Genomic DNA, 20,080 nt, shown 5'->3' on the forward strand with positions numbered 1-20,080 from the left:
TGGCAGGGATACTTAAGTCATGCAGCCGCGCAAGATCGTCATCCTCGGGTCCACCGGTTCCATCGGCACACAAGCGATTGACGTCGTTGATGCCGCACCACACCGTTTCGAGGTGGTGGCCCTGAGCGCGGGCGGCGGAAACCTTGAACTCCTTGCCCGGCAGGCTGTCCACACCAGGGCGCAAGCTGTGGGAATTGCCACAGGAGATCCGGAAGCCCTTCGGCAATTGATCGACGCCGCCGCTGCCGAGGCACGCGTACGCAACTTTGCTCCGGAGATCTTTGCCGGACCGGACGCCTCCACCCGGATAGCAGCCATCGACTGCGACGTCGTCCTCAACGGCATCACCGGTTCCATCGGGTTGGCGCCAACCCTCGCTGCCCTTGGCACAGGAGCCACCTTGGCGCTGGCCAACAAGGAATCGCTGATCGTCGGTGGCGCCCTGGTCAAAGCCGCCGCCAGCCCCGGCCAGATCGTCCCCGTCGACTCAGAGCACTCCGCCATCGCCCAGTGCCTGCGTTCGGGCACTGACCAGGAAGTTGAAAAGCTGATCCTGACGGCATCCGGTGGCCCGTTCCGAGGCCGCACGCGGGAGCAACTTCACAACGTCACGCCGCAGGAAGCCCTTGCCCACCCCACCTGGGACATGGGCCTCATGGTCACCACAAACTCGGCCAGCCTCGTCAACAAGGGCCTGGAAGTCATCGAGGCACACCTGTTGTTCGATGTTCCTTTGGACAGGATCGATGTTGTGGTCCACCCTCAATCGGTGGTGCACTCCATGGTCCAGTTCGTGGATGGCTCCATCATTGCCCAAGCATCACCTCCGGACATGCGCCTGCCCATCGCGCTCGGGCTGGGCTGGCCGGACCGGGTCCCGCGTGCCGCCCAGGCTTGCGACTGGACCCAAGCCACCAGTTGGACCTTTGAGCCCCTGGATACCGTGGCATTCCCGGCCGTGGATCTGGCCAAGGACGCCGCCAAGCAGGGCAGCACTTTCCCAGCGGTATTCAACGCCGCCAATGAGGAAGCAGTAGAGGCCTTCCACGCCGGGCGCATCCGCTTCACGGACATTGTGGATACCGTTGAATCCGTCCTCAGCGAACATTCAGGCTCTTCCGAGCTAACGGTGGAGTCCGTGCTGGATGCTGAGAGGTGGGCACGTGCCCGAACCCTTGATCGTTTAGCCAGCAGCGCCCTGTAGCTCACAACCTTTACGGAAGCAGTCCCACCGGCATGAGTCCCGTCCTTCTCTTCATTCTCGGAGTCGTCTTCGTCGCGATCGGCGTAGCTGTTTCCATCGCGCTGCACGAGGTAGGCCACCTTGTGCCCGCGAAGCTCTTCAAAGTGCGCGTTACCAAGTACATGATCGGCTTTGGGCCAACGCTGTGGTCCAGGAAGAAGGGCGAAACCGAGTACGGCTTAAAAGCGCTTCCGCTGGGTGGCTACGTGTCCATGATCGGTATGTACCCGCCGAACAAAGAAGACGGCACCGTTCGCCCCTCCAGTACAGGCATGTTCCAGACCCTCGCCACCGAGGCGCGTTCCATGGCGCACGAGGAAGTGGGCCCCGGCGACGAGAACCGCGTCTTCTACAAGCTCCCTGTCTGGAAGAAAATCATCGTCATGCTCGGCGGGCCCGCCATGAACATGCTGATCGGGTTGATCCTTCTGGCCGTCCTGCTCATGGGTTTCGGCACTGCCCAGGCGACCACCACCATCGCGGACGTTTCCAAATGCCAGGTTGCCGCCGGGGAGACCGTTGACCCCGATTCGGCCGATTGCAAGCTGACCCCGGCCGCGGCCGCAGGACTCCAGCCCAATGACACCATCACCTCTTTCGACGGAAAAGCCGTCACCAGCTGGGACGAGCTCACCAGCTGGATCCGGACCTCCGCCGGCAAGGACGTTCCCGTCACCGTGACGCGCAATGGGGCTCCGGTGGAGACCACGGTAACCCCTGTGCTCTCCTCCCGGCCCGTGGTGGGCCCCGACGGGCGGCAGGCACAGGACGCCAACGGAGTGTTGCAGTACCAGGAAGTCGGCTTCCTGGGTATCGGAGCCCAAAGCGCTTTGGTTCCCCAACCGGCGTCGGCCGTTCTGCCCATGGCAGGGGAAAACATCAAACAGATTTCCGGTGTGATCTTCAACCTGCCGGCCAGGGTGGTGGGGGTGGCGAAAGCAGCCTTCAGCGAAGAACCCCGCGACCCCAACGGGCCCATCAGCGTGGTGGGCGTCGGCAGGGTCGCCGGCGAGGTAGCGGCCATGGAACAAGTGCCCATGCAGGCGCGGATCGGCACGTTGATCGGCTTGCTCGCCGGACTCAACTTTGCGCTGGCCATCTTCAACCTCATCCCGCTCCTGCCCCTGGACGGCGGCCATGTGGCCGGCGCGCTCTACGAAGGTGCCCGACGCCGGGTGGCCAAGCTGATGGGCAAACCGGACCCGGGCGCTTTCGACATTGCCAAGCTGCTGCCGGCCACGTACGTCGTCGCAGCGCTGCTGATGGCCATGGGTGCACTCCTGATCTACGCGGACATCGTCAAGCCCGTGAACATTTTCGGCTAAGCAGTGAGCATTTTCCGATCAGCAGGCGGGATAGGCTAGCTCCATGACTGTTTTCGCTGTTGAGTACGTATACGTCGCCGATTCGGGCGCCCTCCGCGACGAAGCCCGCCCTGCCCACCGTTCCTGGCTCGGGGAACTGGCCGAGGAAGGCAAACTGCTTGCCAGTGGCCCCTACGGTGACGGCGCCGGTGCTCTGCTGATCTTCAAGTCCGCTGACGAAACCGAACTCAATGACCTCCTCAAACAGGATCCGTTCGCCGAAGCAGGCGTGATTGCCGGTATCCGCACCACGGAATGGGCCCCCGTCATCGGTGTCCTGGCTGCCCACGTTTCCTAGCCCGGACGTCCTTCACCACAACGATCCACCCCTAACCCAAGGAGTCCACGTGACCTCGGTCAGCCTGGGAATGCCAGCAGCCCCACCCCCCGTCCTTGCCCCGCGACGTAAGACGCGGCAGATCAAGGTAGGGTCCGTTGGCGTCGGTTCTGACTCGCCCATCAGCGTTCAGTCCATGACCACCACCCCCACTACGGATATCAATGCCACCCTCCAGCAGATCGCTGAACTGACGGCGTCCGGATGCGACATCGTGCGCGTTGCTTGCCCGTCTGCCGACGACGCCGAGGCGCTGCCGATCATTGCCCGTAAGTCCCAGATTCCCGTGATCGCGGATATCCACTTCCAACCGAAGTACGTCTTCGCCGCAATTGAGGCCGGTTGTGCCGCAGTCCGGGTTAACCCGGGCAATATCCGCAAATTCGATGACCAGGTTAAGGAAATCGCTGCAGCGGCCCGGGACCACGGAACATCCATCCGGATTGGCGTCAACGCAGGCTCCCTTGAGCCCGGCATCATGAAGAAGTACGGCAAGGCCACCCCGGAAGCGTTGGTTGAATCCGCCGTCTGGGAAGCCTCCCTCTTCGAGGAACACGGCTTCCACGACTTCAAGATCTCCGTCAAGCACAACGACCCCGTGATCATGGTGGCCGCTTACGAGATGCTCGCCGAGAAGGGCGACTGGCCCCTGCACCTCGGCGTCACCGAAGCCGGACCGGCGTTCCAAGGCACCATCAAGTCGGCTACGGCGTTCGGCGCGCTCCTGTCCCGCGGCATTGGCGACACCATCCGCGTCTCCCTTTCGGCTCCTCCAGTGGAGGAGATCAAGGTGGGCAACCAGATCCTGCAGTCCTTGAACCTGCGCCCGCGCAAGCTCGAGATCGTTTCCTGCCCGTCCTGTGGACGCGCCCAGGTGGACGTGTACACGTTGGCCGAACAGGTCACCGCAGGCTTGGAAGGCATGGAGATTCCGTTGCGGGTGGCCGTGATGGGATGCGTCGTCAACGGACCCGGCGAAGCACGTGAAGCGGACCTCGGGGTGGCCTCCGGAAACGGCAAGGGCCAGATTTTCGTGAAGGGCGAAGTCATCAAGACTGTGCCTGAGAGCGAAATTGTTGAGACACTGATCGAAGAGGCCATGCGCATCGCCGAAGAGATGGGGGAGGCCGATGGCGAAGATGCTGTCAAGGGTAGCCCCGTGGTTAGCGTCTCGTAACGAGAACGGCTTGGGAGTCAGGGTGCTCGGCAGCGCCGACACCCTGGCTCTTCGCGCGCTTGCAAGCGAGGATGCGGTGGCCAACGTGTTCATCCTCGCCCATCTGGAAAGTACCGGTTCAGCAGCGCCAACCAGCGGTGGTGCCTGTATTTTCGGAGTTTTCGAGGGCCAAACGCTTCTCGGCGCATGCTGGGCGGGGGCAAACCTGGTCCCGGTTCAGCTCGATCCCGGCCTTGCGGGCTATGTGGCCGCCGCTGCCCACGAAACAGGGCGCCGTTACGCCTCCATTTTCGGTCCGGCCGACACTGTCATGGCGCTCTATGCCCGTTTCGAGCAACTGGGCCACGCTGCGCACGAAGTTCGCTCCCAGCAACCGCTGCTCACTATTTCAGGCCCGCCCATCGTCGGCGCCAACCCGTCCCTGACCTTTGGCTCCATGGGGGACTTTGACCGCATTCTGCCCGCCTGCGCCGCCATGTTCGAAGAAGAAGTGGGCTACTCTCCGTTCCTGGGAGGGCAGGAGTTCTATAGCAGGCGGGTCGCAGGGCTCATTCGGGAGGGCCATTCGCTGGTTCACATCGACGCCAACGGCACGGTGGTTTTCAAAGCCGAGCTGGGGGCAGTCACGCGGGATGTCACTCAGGTCCAAGGCGTGTGGATGAATCCCGAGTTGCGGGGGCGCGGCCAAAGCGGAGGCTACATGGCTGCCGTCGTCAACCTCTCGCGATCGTTCGCCCCGGTGACGAGCCTTTACGTCAATGACTACAACACCAAAGCCCGCGCCACCTATGAGCGGGTGGGCTTCGAACAAGTGGGAACCTTCGCAACCGTTCTTTTCTAAAGACGATGGGGAATCCAGTATTCTTGTCCGTGTTGGCGACCGCCACCTCCGGAACACTCGACTCCATTGGGGAAACGAATGAACAAGAATACGCTGCGCGGTTTCGCCGTGTCAGGACTGCTGGTCATGGGCCTTACCGCTTGCGGTGGCGCTGGCTCCTCCACGGATGCCGGTACCGCACCGGCAAGTGAAACCCCGACTCCCGCGCCCACTGCGGCAAAGCAGTACACCTCGGCTGAGCTGACAGACCTGGTCAAGCAGATCAAGCCGGCTGACGGCACGGAACTGACGGTTACCACCATTGATGACCTCGCCGCCCAGGCGAGCCCGCTCAAGGAACTCATGGGTTCCATGAACATTGAACCGGCCGAGTGCAAGGATCTGGCCATGTCCGGCGCCTCGCAGCCCATTGAAGGCGCCACCGGCGCCACCGGGGCCAAGGTTGACGCCGCAACCGGAAGTGTCTCCAGTGTGGCGTTGGTGTCCGGCGTCCCGGCGGAAGCCCTGCAGAAGAACCTCAAGGGGAGTGAGTCCCAGATCACCACGTGCTCCTCCATGAAGATGACCATGGGTGACACCGCCTTGAGCATGAAAACCGAGAAGCTTGACGGCGTCGGTTCGGTCCCTGGAACTGTTGGACTTAAAACCACCATGACCCTCCCGGATGGTCAGGCCCAGTCCACCGTGATGGCTTTCGCCGTCAAGGGCGGTGTGATGATCTCCGCAACGGCATCGGGCCAGAACGCCGGAACAGACGCGGCAGCTGCTGCCGGCACCCTGATGGATCAGGCCGCGGCCCTGGTCAAGTAGCCCTCACAGTCGCCAAGGACATCGTCAGATGGTGGCTCCAGGACCATCCAGCTCTCCCGTAAGGTAGCGCTGGATGGTGGGTGCCACCATCTGTATGACGTCCTCCCGCGCTGCGCCGGCCAACGGCTCAAGTTTGATGACGTAGCGGACCAACATCAGGCCAATGACCTGGCTGGCCACCAGATTGCTTCGCAGGTGCAGTTCTTCCGGCGTGCCCGGCAAGCCTGCAACCACCCTGGACAAGATGACCCGGTTGACCATTTCGCGCAGCAGGGCTGTCTTGGCCTTGGACCCTATGGTTCCCCGCACGAAGGCCACCAGCCCATGCTGAGCGGGGCCCTCCCACAGCCGCAGCACGGCGCGGACGATCGCTTCTGCCCGCACAGCGGGGTCCAGGTTTTCGATGCCGGCAAGAACCTCTGCCGGGTCGGCGGGCAACTCCACGCTGGCGGCAAAGAGCTCATCCTTGCCTCCGAAAAAGTGGTGCACCATGGCCGGATCCACCGATGACTCCCGTGCAACCTGCCGCAGGCTTGTCCCTTCGAACCCTTGCTCTGCAAAGAGTTTCCGTGCAGCTGTGAGGATGGCTTGCCTCGAATGGTCTCCTGCGCTTCGGCGTCCCCGGCGCGACGGGGGAAGGCTCATCGGGTTTGCCGCCTGAGGGTCAGTGATGCCAGGACCAGGACTCCCAGGACAATCCCGCCCATGATCAGGGCGTCTTGCCACATCGTTGCCGTGGCGTCGGCGTTCCCTGCAATTTCTTTCAACGCATCCACGGAGAATGTGAGCGGCAGAACACCGGAGATAGCTTCAAGGACCTCGTTCATCTCGTCCCGCGCCACGAACAAGCCGCACAACAGGATCTGCGGGATCACCACCACGGGCATGAACTGCACGGCTTGGAACTCGGTGCGGGCAAAGGCGGAACACAGGAGTCCCAGGGCGACGCCCAGGACGGCGTTGATGACGGCAATCATCACCACGAAGCCGGGGCTTCCCTTGATGTCGAGGTCGAAAACCCAGTAGGCCACAGCCGTCGCCACCAAGGACTGCAGCGCTGCCATGATGGAGAAGGCCAGGGCATAGCCGAACAGCAGGTCTGCCTTATGGATGGGGGTGGTCAGGAGACGCTCCAGGGTGCCGGACGTTCGCTCCCGAAGCATGGTGATGGAGGTGACCAGGAACATGACCACGAACGGGAAGATGGCCAGCATCATCAAACCAACGCGGTCAAAAGTGCGGGGAAACCCCGGTGGGAGTGTTTCGTTTTCGAAGAGGAAGTAGACGGCGGTCAGCAGCAGTGCGGGGACCACGAGGATCAGCGCAACGCTCCGGTGGTCGTGCCGCAGTTGTCCAAGGACCCGCGTTGTGGTGGCAAGTGTCATTCTCAAGTTCACGTCGTCACCTGGCGTTCTTCCTGACCACGATCAGCGGCTTTAATGATGGTCAGGAAAGCCCGCTCCAGATCCTCGCTTCGTCCGCGGCGGGCAAGTTCCGCGGGCGTCAGTTGCGCCAGCAGCGCGCCATCACGCAGGAGTAATAGCGAGGAACAATGGGAGGCTTCCTCCATCACGTGGCTGGAGACCAGCAGGGTTGTTCCGGTGGCCGCCATGGCGGCAAAGCGCTCCCATAGTTCGGCCCTCAGCACCGGATCAAGCCCGACGGTGGGCTCGTCCAGGACCAACAGTTTCGGGTGGGCTACCAGGGCGCAGGCGAGGGAGACCCGGCTGAATTGCCCGCCGGACAAGTCCGCAGCCTTATGGCGGGCAAGCGATTCAAGTCCGACGGCGGCCATCGCATCCGCGGTATCCGCCGCCGTCGCGTTGTGCATGGCACCGAAGTAGCGCACGTTCGCTTGGACGCTCAGGTCCGGGTAAACGCTGGCACCCTGGGTGACGTATCCGACGTCGTGCCTGAGCGGTGCGCTGCCGGCCGGGCGGCCAAGGACGGTGACGCTACCTTGGCTGATTCGCTGGACCCCGACAATTGCCCGCATGAGAGTTGTCTTGCCGCTGCCGGAGGGGCCCAGGAGGCCCGTGATCCGGCCCGCCTCAACCCTAAAGTCCAAACCTCGCAGGATCTTGCTGCGGGACCGGGACACGTGGAGCCCCGTCGCCTCGATTGCTGCTGGAAGGGGCGTCATACGGGCCTCCGATGCGGCTCCAATAATTCACCAGATGATGAATTAAAAGTAAGTCCGGCGCGCACCACGGTCAAGGGTCGCAAGACGGGTGCCGTTGGCAATCTTGAAAATGTGTCTGCGATCACATAGGTTCTTTCCAAGCCGTGTCGTTGGGGTGCGGGTGGTACAGGGGGAATCATGATCAAAACCTTGGCGGGCGCCATCGGCGGCCGTGCCATCCGCGAGCTCGGCAGTTTCCATTGCTTCCCAGCCGCAGGCGATCCCGTTCCGCTGGAGGGTACGGCGATCTAGTCTCCGGACAGAGCCTGCGGCCGGCCGGCCGCTGAGCCACGCCATCGCAGGATGACCAGCCGGTTGCGGCCAGGGGCTTCCAAACGCGACGGCGTGGCTCTTCCATGTGCACGATCCTGGTACGTGCGCGCTCGTGGAGCACACTAATTTGGCCTGTTCGAGTGGCCGCGCAGTCTGCCGGTAGATTAGTAGACAGTTGTTTTTGCCACATCTGCCATAGAAACGGATACGTACCCGTGGTCCTTCGCCTTTCCCAGCTGTTCCTGCGCACCCTGCGTGAAGATCCCGTCGACGCCGAGGTCGCCAGCCACAAGCTCCTTGTCCGCGCCGGCTACATCCGCCGCGCCGCACCCGGCATCTACACCTGGCTGCCACTGGGGCTGAGCGTCCTGCGCAAGGTGGAGGAGATTATCCGCCAGGAGATGTCCGCCATCGGAGCCCAGGAAGTCCACTTCCCGGCGCTGCTTCCCCGCGAACCCTATGAGGCCACCAACCGCTGGACCGAGTATGGCGAGGGCCTGTTCCGCCTCCAGGACCGTAAGGGCGCGGACTACCTCCTTGCCCCCACGCATGAGGAAATGTTCACGCTCCTGGTCAAGGACCTGTACTCCTCGTACAAGGACCTGCCCCTGAGCCTTTACCAGATCCAGAACAAGTACCGCGATGAAGCACGTCCGCGGGCAGGGCTCCTCCGTGGCCGCGAGTTCATCATGAAGGACTCCTACTCCTTCGACATCGATGACGCGGGCCTGGACGCAAGCTACGCTGCACACCGCGGTGCCTACCTGAAGATCTTTGAGCGCCTCGGCCTGGAAGTCATTCCTGTAGCAGCCACGGCCGGTGCCATGGGCGGCTCCAAGAGTGAGGAATTCCTGTTCCCCACCGAGATCGGCGAGGACACGTTCGTACGCTCCGCCGGGGGCTATTACGCCAACGTCGAAGCCGTGACCACTGTTGTCCCGAACGAGATCGACTTCAGCAACGCACCGGCCGCCCGGGTGCTGGACACGCCCAACACTCCCACCATCGACACTCTGGTGGACGCTGCCAACCAGCTGGCTCCGCGCAGTGAGTCCGACGGCGGCGCATGGACTGCCGCTGACACGCTCAAGAACGTCGTCCTTGCCGTCACGCTGCCCACGGGTGAGCGCCAGATCGTGGTTATCGGTGTTCCCGGCGACCGCGGAGTGGACCTCAAGCGCGTGGAAGCAAACATCGGCTTGCACCTGCCCATCGCCGGTGAAATCGGCCTGGAAGCAGCCAACGAAGAAGACCTCAAGAAGCTGCCGTGGCTGGTCAAGGGCTACATCGGGCCCGGTTTGTCCCTCGACGAGCCGGTGCTGGGCCTTGAAGGTTCGTCAAAGGTTCTCTTCCTTGTGGACCCCCGCGTCGTCTCCGGCACCAGCTGGGTGACAGGGGCCAACGCTGAGGGCAAGCACGTTTTCGGCTTGGTGGCAGGCCGCGACTTCGCGTGGGACGGCGTGATCGAGAGCACCGATGTGCGTGCGGGCGACCCCGCCCCGGACGGCTCGGGACCGCTGGAAACTGCACGAGGCATTGAAATGGGCCACATCTTCCAGCTCGGCCGCAAGTACGCTGAAGCCCTGGACCTGAAGGTCCTGGACCAGAATGGCAAGCAGCAGGTGGTCACCATGGGCTCCTACGGCGTGGGCGTGACGCGTGCCGTGGCAGCCTTGGCTGAAGCAAACCATGACGACCGTGGCCTCGTGTGGCCGCGCTCCGTGGCCCCTGCAGATGTCCACGTGGTGGCAGTCGGCCGAGGCGACGAGATCTTCGAAGCCGCTGAAAGGCTCTCCGCTGAGCTCGAAGCCGCCGGCCTGGACGTCATTTTCGATGACCGTCCCAAGGTCTCTCCCGGCGTGAAGTTCGGCGATGCGGAACTGGTGGGCGTCCCCACCATCCTGGCCGTTGGCCGCGGACTGGTGGACGGTGTGGTGGAGGTCAAGGACCGCCGCAGCGGCGAAGCCGAGAACATTGCGGTGGACAAAGCCGTGGATTACGTGGTCAACGCCGTACGAACCCGGTGATTTCCGGCTTCGAATCGATCCAGCTCACCACACTCGTCCTGATTGTGGTGGCTGGATTCGCAGCCGGCTGGGTTGATGCGGTCGTAGGGGGCGGGGGCCTGATTCAGCTCCCCGCCCTGCTGCTGGTACCGGGCATCACTCCGGTCCAGGCCTTGGCCACGAACAAGATGGGGTCCATCTTCGGGACCACCACCAGCGCCGTGACCTACTACCGCCGCGTTGGCCCGGATCTGAAGACCGCTATTCCCATGGCGGTGATCGCCCTGGCGGGCAGTTTCGGCGGAGCCATTCTTGCCGCGTCGCTTCCGGCCAGTGTTTTCAAGCCGATCATTGTGGTGGCCTTGATCGCCGTCGCCGTGTTCACCGCACTTCGTCCCGGTGCCGGCGAACTGACCGCCCTGCGCCACGACGGTCACAAACACTATGTGGTGGCATGCCTCATCGGCGCCGTCATTGGCTTTTACGACGGTTTGATTGGGCCCGGCACCGGCTCGTTCCTGGTGATCGCACTCGTTTCGGCCATGGGCTATGCCTTCCTTGAGGCCAGCGCCAAGGCGAAGATCGTCAACATGGCCACCAACGCCGGAGCGTTGATCTTCTTCCTGCCGCACGGGTCACTTCTGTGGGGCGTGGGACTGGTCCTCGGACTGGCAAACATGGCAGGCGGCTATCTTGGGGCCCGCACCGCCGTGGCCAAGGGGAGCGGATTTGTGCGCATCGTTTTCCTGCTGGTGGTTGCCGCCTTGATCATCAAGCTCGGCGTGGACGTCTGGAACGAGAACTTCGCAGCGTAGGTCTGTCGCGGCCGGTGTCAGATGAAGCTGCCGCTGGCGTTGGCGAGCGTCTTCAAACCGCGGACGACGGCGTGAGGCACCAAGGCGCTCGACGCCGGGTTGTTAGGGGAAGCCTCGTTCGTTACACGGATGTCGAAGGTGCCCAGGGAAGTCTCCGCCGTGACATGGTGAGACGTCTTCCTGGCTGCAGGGTCCGCGATCAATACAGCTTCGACCACACCCCAATCGCCCCCGGCGAGGGCTAAAGCGGACACCACGTTGGTGGATTTGGGGAAAGCCTTGATCAGTTCAGCCGGTCCACCCCGTAGTAACTCCACAGGGTGGGAAGCGGTGAGAAGTCGATCCTTCGTTCCACCATCCATCCATGGCTGAATCAACGCAGCAGGAAGCTTTCGCGATTCCACGGTGATGCGGTGAATGGTGCCACCAGCGCAGGCAGCGGTGATCGCGTCCAGACCACCCAGCGCCCCGGTTGTCAGGAGCGTCCGGCCGGGACCGTCGTCGAGCAACGCTTTCCGTAGGGACGCATCACACAGCGCCCCGATCGAGGTGACCAGCAGATCCTTCCCGGCCGAAACAACCCGTGGACCGAACTCGGCAACTGATCCAACGCCGGCGCACTCCACCACCACATCAGCGGTGTCCAGGGCGTCCTCGAAGCTGAAACCTGTCCCTGCGTCGCCGTGGGGAACCACGCCGGTGAGTTCGACTCCCGGGGCGGCCCCGGCGTCGAGCAGTTCCGCCACCCGCGATCCAATGGCGCCGGAACCAATCATTGCGACTTTCAGGGTCATGGTGTCAGGCTTCTTCGCCGGGGCCGGGGAGATCATGTGCCCGCGGCAGGGCATCCAGCGTGCTGCCGGCGAGGGTGCTGGCAACCCAGAGGGACCGGGCAAGGTCACCGGCGTGCCGGGGTTTCGCGGCGTACCACAAGGCGTTCTGCACCTCCCGGGCGATGCTCCATTGCCGGGCCACTTCAGGATCCAATCCGGCGGCACGGCTGAAGTCATGGCAGCGTTCCAGCAGCGCGGCCTCCGGATCCGTCCGCGAAAGATCGTGGATGCGGTTCCACAGGATCGGGGCCACCGCGAACTCAGCCTCGCCGATCTGCGGTTGTGGATCGATGGCCAGATAGTCGCCGCGGAGGGAGGACTTCCTGGCCTCGGTGGTGGCAAGAATGTTCATGAAGTGAAGATCCGTGTGCACCAGGACGTCTGTTCCGGAGCGGCGCCCTACTGCTCCGCGCGTCTGGCACACCTCCAGTGCCGCTTCCAGCAACCACCTGGGGAAGGGGCGGTCCAGATGGTCCCATTCGGCTGGCAGCTCGTCACTCCACCGCTCGGCGGTGGCGGCAACATGGTCCAAAGCCCTCCATTCGCCCCGGTGGTCCGGCTGGATGGAGAGCTTGCGCATGATGTCCCCCCACGCGTCCCTGGCTTCTTCCAGCGGGGCATCCTGAAGCCAGCGGGAGGCATCCAGGCGTTCAAGCAGCATGGAGCAACTTGCGTCATCCGAGGCGAGGAGCCGGACTGCGCCGTCACCGTTCCACAGGGCCAGTGCGTAGCGCTCAACCAGTGCTTCTTCGTGCGGAAAAGCGATCTTCAAGGCCGCGGGGGTATCACCCTGAACAACGGGCACCACCAGGGCTCCATGCCCATTCCAAGGTTCGCCGCCCGGAGCCAAGTCCACGGAAAGCTCCCAACGGTCCAACGCCTCAGAGATGAGCCCGGGAAGGCTTGCCAGCCAATCCCTGCCAGCCGAGTCGCGGTTGTACCGGGCGTGGAGGTCGCCCGGGATGGGAATCATCGCGTGAAGGGTCACGCCAACAGCCTAACTCCGCCTCGCCATGCGACCCTTAGAAAACGCCGCTGGCCCCCAACAGGGTTCCAACCAGGAAGGTGGCGGCCAGTGCCAAAGCCCCGCCGAGCACTACCCTGACTGCGGCGCGGAAGCGGGAAGCGCCGCCGATCCAGGCACCCACAGCTCCGGTGATCGCCAAGGCCAGCAGGACTGCGATGAACGTCAGGGGAACCCGCATCCCGGGTGGAGGCAGCAACATGGCCAGCATGGGGAGAGCCGCACCCAAAGTGAAGGCTGTGGCGGAAGCCCAGGCTGCGCTCCAGGGGCTGACGATGTCATCTTCGTGGATATTGAGCTCGGCTGAGAGGTGGGCGGCCAAGGCGTCGTGTTCGGTCAGTTCCTGTGCCACTGTCCGGGCCGTCTTTGCGCTGAGCCCCTTGGACTCGTAGATGGCGGCCAACTCCTCAAGTTCAAGTTCGGGTTGCTCCGCCAGCTCACGCTTTTCCTTGTCGATCAGCGCTTTTTGGGTGTCGCTCTGGCTGCTGACGGACACGTACTCGCCCAAAGCCATGGATATGGCCCCACCCACCAGGCCTGCGGTTCCGGCAGAGAGAATGACGCCGGTGTTGGTGGTGGCGCCGGCCACGCCCACCAGGATCGCAGCGACGGAAACGATGCCGTCATTGGCGCCCAGGACGCCGGCCCGCAACCAGTTCAACCGATGTGCCAGATCGTCCCGGTGGGGTTCGTTCTCGTGCGTGGTGGCAGTTTCCGTGGAGGCCATGCATCAAGCCAAGCACTGGCTGGCGGTCCTGACCAGCATGGGTAGGCTCGCCTATCCGCCGTGGGACGCGGGCGTGGAAGCGCCAGTGGACGCGGGCGCGGAAGAGGCGGTGGACCCGGGCGAGGCGGTGGGCGTCGGCAGCGAGGGGAGCTCGCCGGCGTCGAGCATGAGTCCTGGCAACGGAGGCAGCGGCGCTCCCCAGGCCATGCTCCTGCGGGCAGCGGCCACAAGGCCGTCGACGGCCCAAGTGCGGGTATCGTCCGTGGACAAGGCAACCAGGTCACCGAAACGAGGCAGGGAGGCAACTTCAACGGCGCCAAGGAATGTTGCCGGATCTTGGGTGAGCTGTTCCGGCACCCGGTAGCCCGCCTCGCTCGCGGGTACGTCTGAGCAGTTGGCGCTGGTGAGTGATTCTGCCTGCTGGAGCAATGCCTCGTGAACTTGCAAGTGCTTGGCAGCGGCCGCCGACTTCGTCTCGTCCAGCCGCTTCAGGGCAACCTGGTAAACGTAGATCGCTTCCTGCTGCGAGCGAACCACCGCAGCCAGGGCGGTGTCGGTGGTAGCGGACGTCGGTTCCGGGGTGGGGATTTCTGTTGGGCAGGAGGCTGCCAACGGCGTTGCCGCGGGAGCCTTGGTCTCAGGGACCGTTGTCTGATCCGGCAGCGGAAGCTGCCACTCCGCGGCCAGCTTTTCGGCCTGAAGCAGCTGTGCGGATCCGACGGCGGCAAGCAGGCGGGCCATCCCGCCGTCGGCCGTGCGGGCATCAGCCAGGCGCTTCCAGCCACTGATGGCCAACCCGGTCAGGAAAGAGCCGCGGCTGCTCGGTGCCGTTGCGGCCGTGGTCGAAGTGCCGGAGGGGGTGGCGCTGGATATCGCGCGTGATGGTGCGCCGTTGGGGTCCAATAGCGCTTGCGCGTGGGTTGTCAGCAAAGTCACAGCGTTGCCGAGTGCCGGCCTTGCGGCAGCGGGAGCCGCGGACTCTGCCAGTGTGGTGGCCGATTCCCGGAGCAGCAGCGTGTCCTCCAACGCCGTCAAGCGCGCAGTTTCGGAGAACGAGACGGCCGGGGGAGTACCGGAATCACGCGGAATAAGCACCATTCCGGTGCCGGCTACAAGCAGTGCCACCACCGTAACCAGTAAAACCCGGCCCCAGGGTGGTGTTCGTCGTTTTTCGCTTGTCTCCCCGTTCACAACAGACCATGGTGTCACGTGGACGGGGAAGTCCGTGCACCATGTTCCCGGGAAAATCGTTAGGCTAGTAGTCACAACAACATCTATCGGGAGGCGGCGGGCAACGTGAGTGACTCGGAAGCCACGACTTCAACAGACCGTTCTGAATCGAACTCAACGGCCACCATCCACAACCCGGAAGAGAGCAGGCTCAAAGCGCTGCTCGAACCGGCAGTCCTTGCCAGCAGGCTCTACCTCGAGGATGTTTCCATCCACGTTGCCGGTTCTCACCGCACGGTCCACGTCGTGGTGGACCTTCCTCAGGAAGAGACCGGAGGCGTCAGCCTGGACGCTATCGCGGACGTCTCACGTGGACTGTCCGATATTTTGGACAACGATCCCCACGACGACGGCCGCCCTTACGACCTCGAGGTTTCTTCCCCGGGAGTAAGCCGCCCCTTGACCGAACCGCGTCACTGGCACCGCGCCCGCGGCCGCATGGTCAGGGTCAACATCATTCAGGGCGACAACCTCCTGGGGCGTATTGCCTCTGTGGGAGACGACGCCGTGACGCTCATCCCCGAGCATGAGGTCAAGAAGGGCATGAAGCCCAAGCAAGGCGAACCCATCACTATTCCTTTCGACAGGATCCGCCAAGGAAAAGTCGAGATTGAATTCAGCCACCTCCACGAGGCTGCGCTGGAAGACGAGCACAACGGACCTTCCGAGGAGGCCTAATGGATATTGACATGAGCGCACTGAGACTCCTGGAGCGTGAGCGTGAAATCCCGCTGGATCTCCTGATTCCCACCATCGAGCAAGCACTGCTGGTGGCGTACCACAAGACGCCCGGCGCCTTCGAAAAGGCCCGTGCCGAGTTGGACCGCAAGAGCGGTCACGTGACCATTTGGGCCACGGAAATCGACGACGACGGCGAGCCCATCGGCGAGTTCGAGGACACCCCGGCCGGTTTCGGCCGCATCGCTGCCAGCACAGCACGCCAGATTATTCTGCAGCGCCTTCGCGATGTGGAAGACGACAATGTGCTGGGCGAATTCAAGGGCCGTGAAGGCGAACTCGTGGCCGGCATGATCCAGCAGGGCAACAACCCGCACATGATCCAGGTCAACCTCGGAGCTGTGGAAGCATTGCTGCCGCCGCCCGAGCAGGTTCCCGGTGAGAAGTACCTCCACGGAAGCCGCTTGCGTGCCTTCGTGGTGGACGTGCACCGCGGCGCCAAGGGTCCCTCCATCACCCTGTCCCGTTCCCACCCCGGCCTGGTCCGCAAGCTGTTCGAAATGGAAGTTCCGGAAATTGCGGATCACTCCGTGGAGATCGTGGCACTGGCCCGCGAAGCCGGTCACCGTACCAAGATCGCGGTCAAGGCCAACATTCCCGGCGTCAACGCAAAGGGTGCGTGCATCGGCGAGATGGGTTCGCGCGTGCGGGCAGTCATGACCGAACTCAACGACGAAAAGATCGACATCGTTGACTTCAGTGAGGACCCCGCCACCTTCATCGCCAACTCGTTGTCGCCGTCGCGAGTGAATTCCGTCACTATCACGGACGAATCAACCCGCTCCGCCCGCGTCGTGGTGCCCGATTACCAGCTTTCGCTGGCGATCGGCAAAGAGGGCCAGAACGCTCGGCTCGCAGCCAAGCTGACCGGTTGGCGCATCGATATCGTCTCGGACGCCGCTCCGGCCAAGACGGATTAGCGGTTGAACCGGCGGCCCGTGCCGCCGGTTCCGCGCCGCGCTGGCGGCGTCCTTGGTTTCGGGAGACCGGGGCCGGGGGGCTAGACTAGATGGAACCGGGCTTACGTCCGGTATCCGCGCGCTTTGGCGTGCCTCAGCTGCATGCGCAGGACCGGGGCCCGTCGGGTGCCAGTAGCGTAAGGCAGGTTGGACACGTCGTGGCTGAACTGCTTGAACACGGCCATGGGCCTGTTCGCACGTGCATCGGATGCCGGAAGCAAGGCTCCCGGTCCGAGCTTGTCCGGCTGGTCGCCCAAGGCAGCGGTTCCTCCGCTGTTCTGGTGGATGAACGACGCCGGATGGCCGGCAGGGGTGCGTGGCTGCACCCCAGCGAAAAGTGCTTGGCATTGGCGATCAAGCGGCGAGCTTTTGGAAGGGCCCTGGCGGGTGCTTCCGACACAGACGCCGTGGAACGATTCCTGACGCCCGGCACGCCACTTGCGGAGGCCCAGGCCGCCGCAGGAAAACCGTCCAAACCTGAAAGCGGGTCAGAAAACTGATGGAAACCCGATGAGTTCCCAGCGATGAGTGCGTAACGATGACAACTTTGTTGCGCTCTGCAATGGGCCTTTCAATCGCGCAAGCGGCGAAGGCCCGCAGTAAGAAGTAGACGGTTCGTGCCTGGCTCGGTGCGGACCGAGACAGGAGAAATGTGGCCAAGGTCCGCGTACATGAGCTCGCCAAAGAGCTCGGTATTACTTCCAAAGATGCAGTAACCAAACTGCAGGAATTGGGCGAATTCGTTCGCTCCGCCTCGTCAACAATTGAGGCCCCCGTCGTGAAGAAGCTTCGCGACGCCTACCCGGGTGCCGCCGCTCCCGCAGCAGCTCCGGCGGCGAACCGCCCCGCAGCATCCCGTCCGGCTGCTCCGGCACCGGGACCTGCAGCGCCGAAGGCCCCGGCCCCGGCACCTGCAGCCCCCGCTCCGGCAGCTCCGGCAGCCGCTGCTCCGGCAGCACCGTCAGCACCTGCCCCGGCAGCCCCCGCAGCTCCGGCTGCCTCCACTCCGGTTTCGGCCAAGCCCGGCGCCCGTCCTGCTCCCAAGGCAGAAACTCCGGCTCCGGCACGCCAAGGTGGCCAGGCTCCGCGTCCCGGTGGTCCCCGTCCGGGCAACAACCCGTTTGCCACCTCCCAGGGCATGCCCCGTGGCCGTGGTGGCGACGGAGATCGTCCGCCGCGTCCGGGCAACAACCCGTTTGCACCGTCCCAGGGCATGCCCCGAGGCGAACGCCGCAATGACGGCGAACGCACCGGCGGTCCCCGTCCCGCGGCCGGTGCCGGTGGACCCCGTCCCGCAGCAGGTACCGGTGGTCCCCGTCCGGGCGCTCCGCGTCCCGGTGCACCCCGTCCGGGCGCACCGCGTCCTGCTGGCGGTCCCGGTGCAGGAAACCGTCCTACTCCGGGCATGATGCCCAACCGCACTGAGCGTCCGGCTCCCGGTGGCGCAGGCCGTCCGGGTGGCGCAGGCCGTCCCGGTGGCGGACCCGGTCGTCCCGGTGGCGCACCTGGTGCAGGTACCGGTGGCGGCGCTCCCGCCGGCGGTGGCTTCGGCAAGGGTGGCCGCGGTCGCGGTGGCACCCAGGGTGCCTTCGGTAAGGGCGGCGCCGGTCGTGGCAAGCAGCGCAAGTCGAAGCGTGCAAAGCGCCAGGAACTGGAGCAGATGAGTGCTCCGTCGCTGGGCGGCGTATCGGTACCCCGCGGTGATGGCGAGACCATCATCCGCCTGCGTCGTGGCTCGTCCATCACGGACTTCGCCGAGAAGATCGATGCTAACCCCGCGTCGCTGGTGACCGTGCTGTTCCACCTTGGTGAAATGGCAACGGCAACGCAGTCCCTCGACGAAGACACCTTTGGCCTGCTTGGCGCCGAACTTGGCTACAAGCTCCAGGTTGTTTCCCCTGAGGATGAAGAGCGCGAACTGCTGGATCAGTTCGACATCAACATCCAGGACGAACTCGACGCCGAAGGTGACGACGTTCTCGAGGCACGCGCACCGGTTGTTACCGTCATGGGTCACGTTGACCACGGTAAGACACGCCTGTTGGACGCCATCCGCAACTCGAACGTTGTGGCCGGCGAGCACGGTGGCATCACCCAGCACATCGGTGCTTACCAGATCAGCCACGTCCACGAGGGCACGGCCCGCGACATCACCTTCATTGACACCCCCGGTCACGAGGCCTTCACGGCCATGCGTGCACGTGGTGCCAAGGTCACTGACATCGCGATCCTGGTTGTTGCAGCCGACGACGGCGTTATGCCGCAGACGGTGGAAGCACTCAACCACGCCCAGGCAGCCAACGTGCCGATCGTCGTCGCAGTGAACAAGATCGACAAGGAAGGCGCCAACCCTGACAAGGTCAAGGGCCAGCTGACCGAGTACGGCCTGGTTCCGGAAGAATACGGTGGCGACACCATGTTTGTTGAGGTCTCTGCCCGCCAGAACCTCAACATCGACGAACTGATCGACGCCGTCCTGCTGACGGCCGATGCCGCCCTGGACCTGCGCGCCAACCCGGACAAGGACGCTCGAGGCATTGCCATCGAAGCGAACCTGGACAAGGGCCGCGGTGCAGTTGCCACCGTCCTGGTTCAGTCCGGAACGTTGGCAGTGGGCGACACGATCGTGGCCGGTACGGCTCACGGCCGCGTCCGTGCGATGTTCGACGAGAACGGCGAGGCACTCGATGTCGCACTGCCGTCCCGCCCGGTTCAGGTCCTCGGCCTGTCCAACGTGCCGCGTGCAGGTGACACCTTCCTGGTGACACCTGACGAGCGTACGGCCCGCCAGATCGCTGAGAAGCGTGAAGCTGCCGACCGCAACGCTGCACTGGCCAAGCGCCGCAAGCGCATCAGCCTGGAAGACTTTGACCAGGCCGTTGCCGAAGGCAAGATCGACACCCTCAACCTCATCCTCAAGGGTGACGTATCCGGTGCTGTTGAAGCCCTCGAAGACGCCTTGCTCAAGATCGACGTCGGAGACGACGACGTTCAGCTTCGTGTCATCCACCGCGGTGTGGGTGCCATCACGCAGAACGACGTCAACCTGGCCACGGTTGACAACGCCATCATCATTGGCTTCAACGTCAAGCCGGCCGAGCGTGTTGCTGAACTGGCCGATCGTGAAGGCGTGGACATGCGCTTCTACTCGGTCATCTACGCAGCAATCGATGACATCGAGATGGCTCTCAAGGGCATGCTCAAGCCGGAATACGAAGAGGTCCAGCTCGGTACCGCCGAGGTTCGCGAAGTCTTCCGTTCTTCCAAGTTCGGAAACATCGCCGGCTCGATCGTCCGCACGGGCATCATCCGCCGTAACACCAAGGCACGTGTCAGCCGCGACGGCAAGGTCATCGGTGACAACCTCACCGTTGAGACGCTCAAGCGCTTCAAGGATGACGCCACTGAAGTCCGCACCGACTTCGAGTGTGGTATCGGTCTTGGCTCCTTCAATGACATCACTGAAGGCGACATCATCGAGACCTTCGAAATGCGCGAAAAGCCGCGCAGCTAGGTTCCGT

General features: G+C 63.8%; 20 protein-coding genes. 12 read left to right on the forward strand and 8 right to left on the reverse strand.

Going from position 1 to position 20,080, the window contains the following annotated elements; all coding sequences use genetic code 11:
- Positions 1-19: 19 nt before the first annotated feature.
- The 6 genes from dxr to AR689_RS04780 all read left to right on the forward strand — a co-directional run bounded on the left by dxr (position 20) and on the right by AR689_RS04780 (position 5,772).
- The gene (dxr, locus tag AR689_RS04755; RefSeq protein WP_062067503.1) at positions 20-1,204 is read left to right on the forward strand and encodes a 1-deoxy-D-xylulose-5-phosphate reductoisomerase; all 1,185 of its coding nucleotides are present in this window, start codon (positions 20-22) and stop codon (positions 1,202-1,204) included.
- A gap of 32 nt (positions 1,205-1,236) precedes the next feature.
- On the forward strand, positions 1,237-2,568 hold the full coding sequence (locus tag AR689_RS04760; RefSeq protein WP_062067507.1) for a M50 family metallopeptidase: 1,332 nt from the start codon (positions 1,237-1,239) through the stop codon (positions 2,566-2,568).
- A 43-nt stretch (positions 2,569-2,611) separates the two neighbouring features.
- Entirely contained in the window at positions 2,612-2,905 is a 294-nt protein-coding gene (locus AR689_RS04765; RefSeq protein ID WP_062067508.1) for a YciI family protein, read from the forward strand.
- Between the two features lie 49 nt (positions 2,906-2,954).
- On the forward strand, positions 2,955-4,121 hold the full coding sequence (gene ispG, locus AR689_RS04770) for a flavodoxin-dependent (E)-4-hydroxy-3-methylbut-2-enyl-diphosphate synthase (RefSeq protein WP_011774258.1): 1,167 nt from the start codon (positions 2,955-2,957) through the stop codon (positions 4,119-4,121).
- Positions 4,084-4,962: a GNAT family N-acetyltransferase gene (locus AR689_RS04775; RefSeq protein ID WP_062068615.1), complete on the forward strand. Its 879-nt coding sequence runs from the start codon at positions 4,084-4,086 to the stop codon at positions 4,960-4,962. Before ispG ends, AR689_RS04775 begins: the two co-directional genes overlap by 38 nt.
- A gap of 78 nt (positions 4,963-5,040) precedes the next feature.
- Entirely contained in the window at positions 5,041-5,772 is a 732-nt protein-coding gene (locus AR689_RS04780) for a hypothetical protein (protein ID WP_062067510.1), read from the forward strand.
- Positions 5,773-5,796: 24 nt separating this feature from the next.
- Here AR689_RS04780 and AR689_RS04785 read toward each other — a convergent pair whose 3' ends face one another.
- The 3 genes from AR689_RS04785 to AR689_RS04795 are packed head-to-tail and all read right to left on the reverse strand — an operon-like array spanning position 5,797 to position 7,915.
- Positions 5,797-6,417, reverse strand: coding sequence for a TetR/AcrR family transcriptional regulator (locus AR689_RS04785; RefSeq protein WP_062067512.1), 621 nt, complete (start codon positions 6,415-6,417; stop codon positions 5,797-5,799).
- Positions 6,414-7,157: an ABC transporter permease gene (locus tag AR689_RS04790; RefSeq protein WP_062067515.1), complete on the reverse strand. Its 744-nt coding sequence runs from the start codon at positions 7,155-7,157 to the stop codon at positions 6,414-6,416. Before AR689_RS04790 ends, AR689_RS04785 begins: the two co-directional genes overlap by 4 nt.
- Positions 7,158-7,165: 8 nt before the next feature.
- A complete protein-coding gene (locus AR689_RS04795) occupies positions 7,166-7,915 on the reverse strand; it encodes an ABC transporter ATP-binding protein (RefSeq protein WP_062067525.1) in 750 nt (249 codons plus the stop codon).
- Between the two features lie 527 nt (positions 7,916-8,442).
- On the opposite strand from AR689_RS04795, the gene AR689_RS04800 reads away from it, so the two are divergent.
- Both AR689_RS04800 and AR689_RS04805 read left to right on the forward strand, forming a co-directional pair.
- Positions 8,443-10,254 (forward strand): proline--tRNA ligase, encoded by a 1,812-nt coding sequence (locus AR689_RS04800; RefSeq protein ID WP_062067528.1) that lies wholly within the window; start codon positions 8,443-8,445, stop codon positions 10,252-10,254.
- Positions 10,251-11,048: a sulfite exporter TauE/SafE family protein gene (locus AR689_RS04805; protein WP_062067531.1), complete on the forward strand. Its 798-nt coding sequence runs from the start codon at positions 10,251-10,253 to the stop codon at positions 11,046-11,048. Before AR689_RS04800 ends, AR689_RS04805 begins: the two co-directional genes overlap by 4 nt.
- A gap of 17 nt (positions 11,049-11,065) precedes the next feature.
- On the opposite strand, the gene AR689_RS04810 is transcribed toward AR689_RS04805, so the two are convergent.
- From AR689_RS04810 to AR689_RS04825, 4 genes are read right to left on the reverse strand one after another with little or no spacing between them, the layout of a single operon-like run.
- Positions 11,066-11,842: an aspartate dehydrogenase domain-containing protein gene (locus tag AR689_RS04810; RefSeq protein WP_197412806.1), complete on the reverse strand. Its 777-nt coding sequence runs from the start codon at positions 11,840-11,842 to the stop codon at positions 11,066-11,068.
- A 4-nt stretch (positions 11,843-11,846) separates the two neighbouring features.
- Positions 11,847-12,869, reverse strand: a complete 1,023-nt coding sequence (locus AR689_RS04815; RefSeq protein ID WP_231745437.1) for an aminoglycoside phosphotransferase family protein — start codon at positions 12,867-12,869, stop codon at positions 11,847-11,849.
- Positions 12,870-12,903: 34 nt separating this feature from the next.
- Entirely contained in the window at positions 12,904-13,632 is a 729-nt protein-coding gene (locus AR689_RS04820; protein WP_062067539.1) for a VIT1/CCC1 transporter family protein, read from the reverse strand.
- A gap of 51 nt (positions 13,633-13,683) precedes the next feature.
- Positions 13,684-14,757: a DUF4439 domain-containing protein gene (locus AR689_RS04825; RefSeq protein ID WP_231745438.1), complete on the reverse strand. Its 1,074-nt coding sequence runs from the start codon at positions 14,755-14,757 to the stop codon at positions 13,684-13,686.
- A gap of 171 nt (positions 14,758-14,928) precedes the next feature.
- On the opposite strand from AR689_RS04825, the gene rimP reads away from it, so the two are divergent.
- A complete protein-coding gene (gene rimP, locus AR689_RS04830; RefSeq protein ID WP_062067545.1) occupies positions 14,929-15,540 on the forward strand; it encodes a ribosome maturation factor RimP in 612 nt (203 codons plus the stop codon).
- Positions 15,540-16,520 (forward strand): transcription termination factor NusA, encoded by a 981-nt coding sequence (nusA, locus tag AR689_RS04835; protein WP_062067548.1) that lies wholly within the window; start codon positions 15,540-15,542, stop codon positions 16,518-16,520. Before rimP ends, nusA begins: the two co-directional genes overlap by 1 nt.
- A 101-nt stretch (positions 16,521-16,621) precedes the next feature.
- On the opposite strand, the gene AR689_RS23735 is transcribed toward nusA, so the two are convergent.
- Entirely contained in the window at positions 16,622-16,885 is a 264-nt protein-coding gene (locus tag AR689_RS23735) for a hypothetical protein (RefSeq protein ID WP_353611605.1), read from the reverse strand.
- On the opposite strand from AR689_RS23735, the gene AR689_RS04840 reads away from it, so the two are divergent.
- Complete coding sequence (locus tag AR689_RS04840; protein WP_353611604.1) at positions 16,805-17,059, forward strand: YlxR family protein; 255 nt, start codon at positions 16,805-16,807, stop codon at positions 17,057-17,059. The genes AR689_RS23735 and AR689_RS04840 overlap by 81 nt on opposite strands.
- Before the next feature lie 152 nt (positions 17,060-17,211).
- Positions 17,212-20,073, forward strand: a complete 2,862-nt coding sequence (gene infB, locus AR689_RS04845) for a translation initiation factor IF-2 (RefSeq protein ID WP_062067554.1) — start codon at positions 17,212-17,214, stop codon at positions 20,071-20,073.
- Positions 20,074-20,080: the final 7 nt, after the last annotated feature.

Source organism: Arthrobacter sp. EpRS71 (genome assembly GCF_001512285.1).
In the GTDB taxonomy this organism is placed as follows: Bacteria; Actinomycetota; Actinomycetes; order Actinomycetales; family Micrococcaceae; genus Arthrobacter.

Bases quoted from the DNA above. Each gene is read 5' to 3' on its own strand.
- AR689_RS04760 (WP_062067507.1), top strand. From the start codon at position 1,237: ATGAGTCCCGTCCTTCTCTTCATTCTCGGAGTCGTCTTCGTCGCGATC.
- AR689_RS04775 (WP_062068615.1), top strand. From the start codon at position 4,084: ATGCTGTCAAGGGTAGCCCCGTGGTTAGCGTCTCGTAACGAGAACGGC.
- AR689_RS04820 (WP_062067539.1), bottom strand. From the start codon at position 13,632: ATGGCCTCCACGGAAACTGCCACCACGCACGAGAACGAACCCCACCGG.
- dxr (WP_062067503.1), top strand. From the start codon at position 20: ATGCAGCCGCGCAAGATCGTCATCCTCGGGTCCACCGGTTCCATCGGC.
- AR689_RS04780 (WP_062067510.1), top strand. From the start codon at position 5,041: ATGAACAAGAATACGCTGCGCGGTTTCGCCGTGTCAGGACTGCTGGTC.
- nusA (WP_062067548.1), top strand. From the start codon at position 15,540: ATGGATATTGACATGAGCGCACTGAGACTCCTGGAGCGTGAGCGTGAA.
- AR689_RS04795 (WP_062067525.1), bottom strand. From the start codon at position 7,915: ATGACGCCCCTTCCAGCAGCAATCGAGGCGACGGGGCTCCACGTGTCC.
- AR689_RS04785 (WP_062067512.1), bottom strand. From the start codon at position 6,417: ATGAGCCTTCCCCCGTCGCGCCGGGGACGCCGAAGCGCAGGAGACCAT.
- AR689_RS04765 (WP_062067508.1), top strand. From the start codon at position 2,612: ATGACTGTTTTCGCTGTTGAGTACGTATACGTCGCCGATTCGGGCGCC.
- AR689_RS04810 (WP_197412806.1), bottom strand. From the start codon at position 11,842: ATGACCCTGAAAGTCGCAATGATTGGTTCCGGCGCCATTGGATCGCGG.
- AR689_RS04790 (WP_062067515.1), bottom strand. From the start codon at position 7,157: ATGACACTTGCCACCACAACGCGGGTCCTTGGACAACTGCGGCACGAC.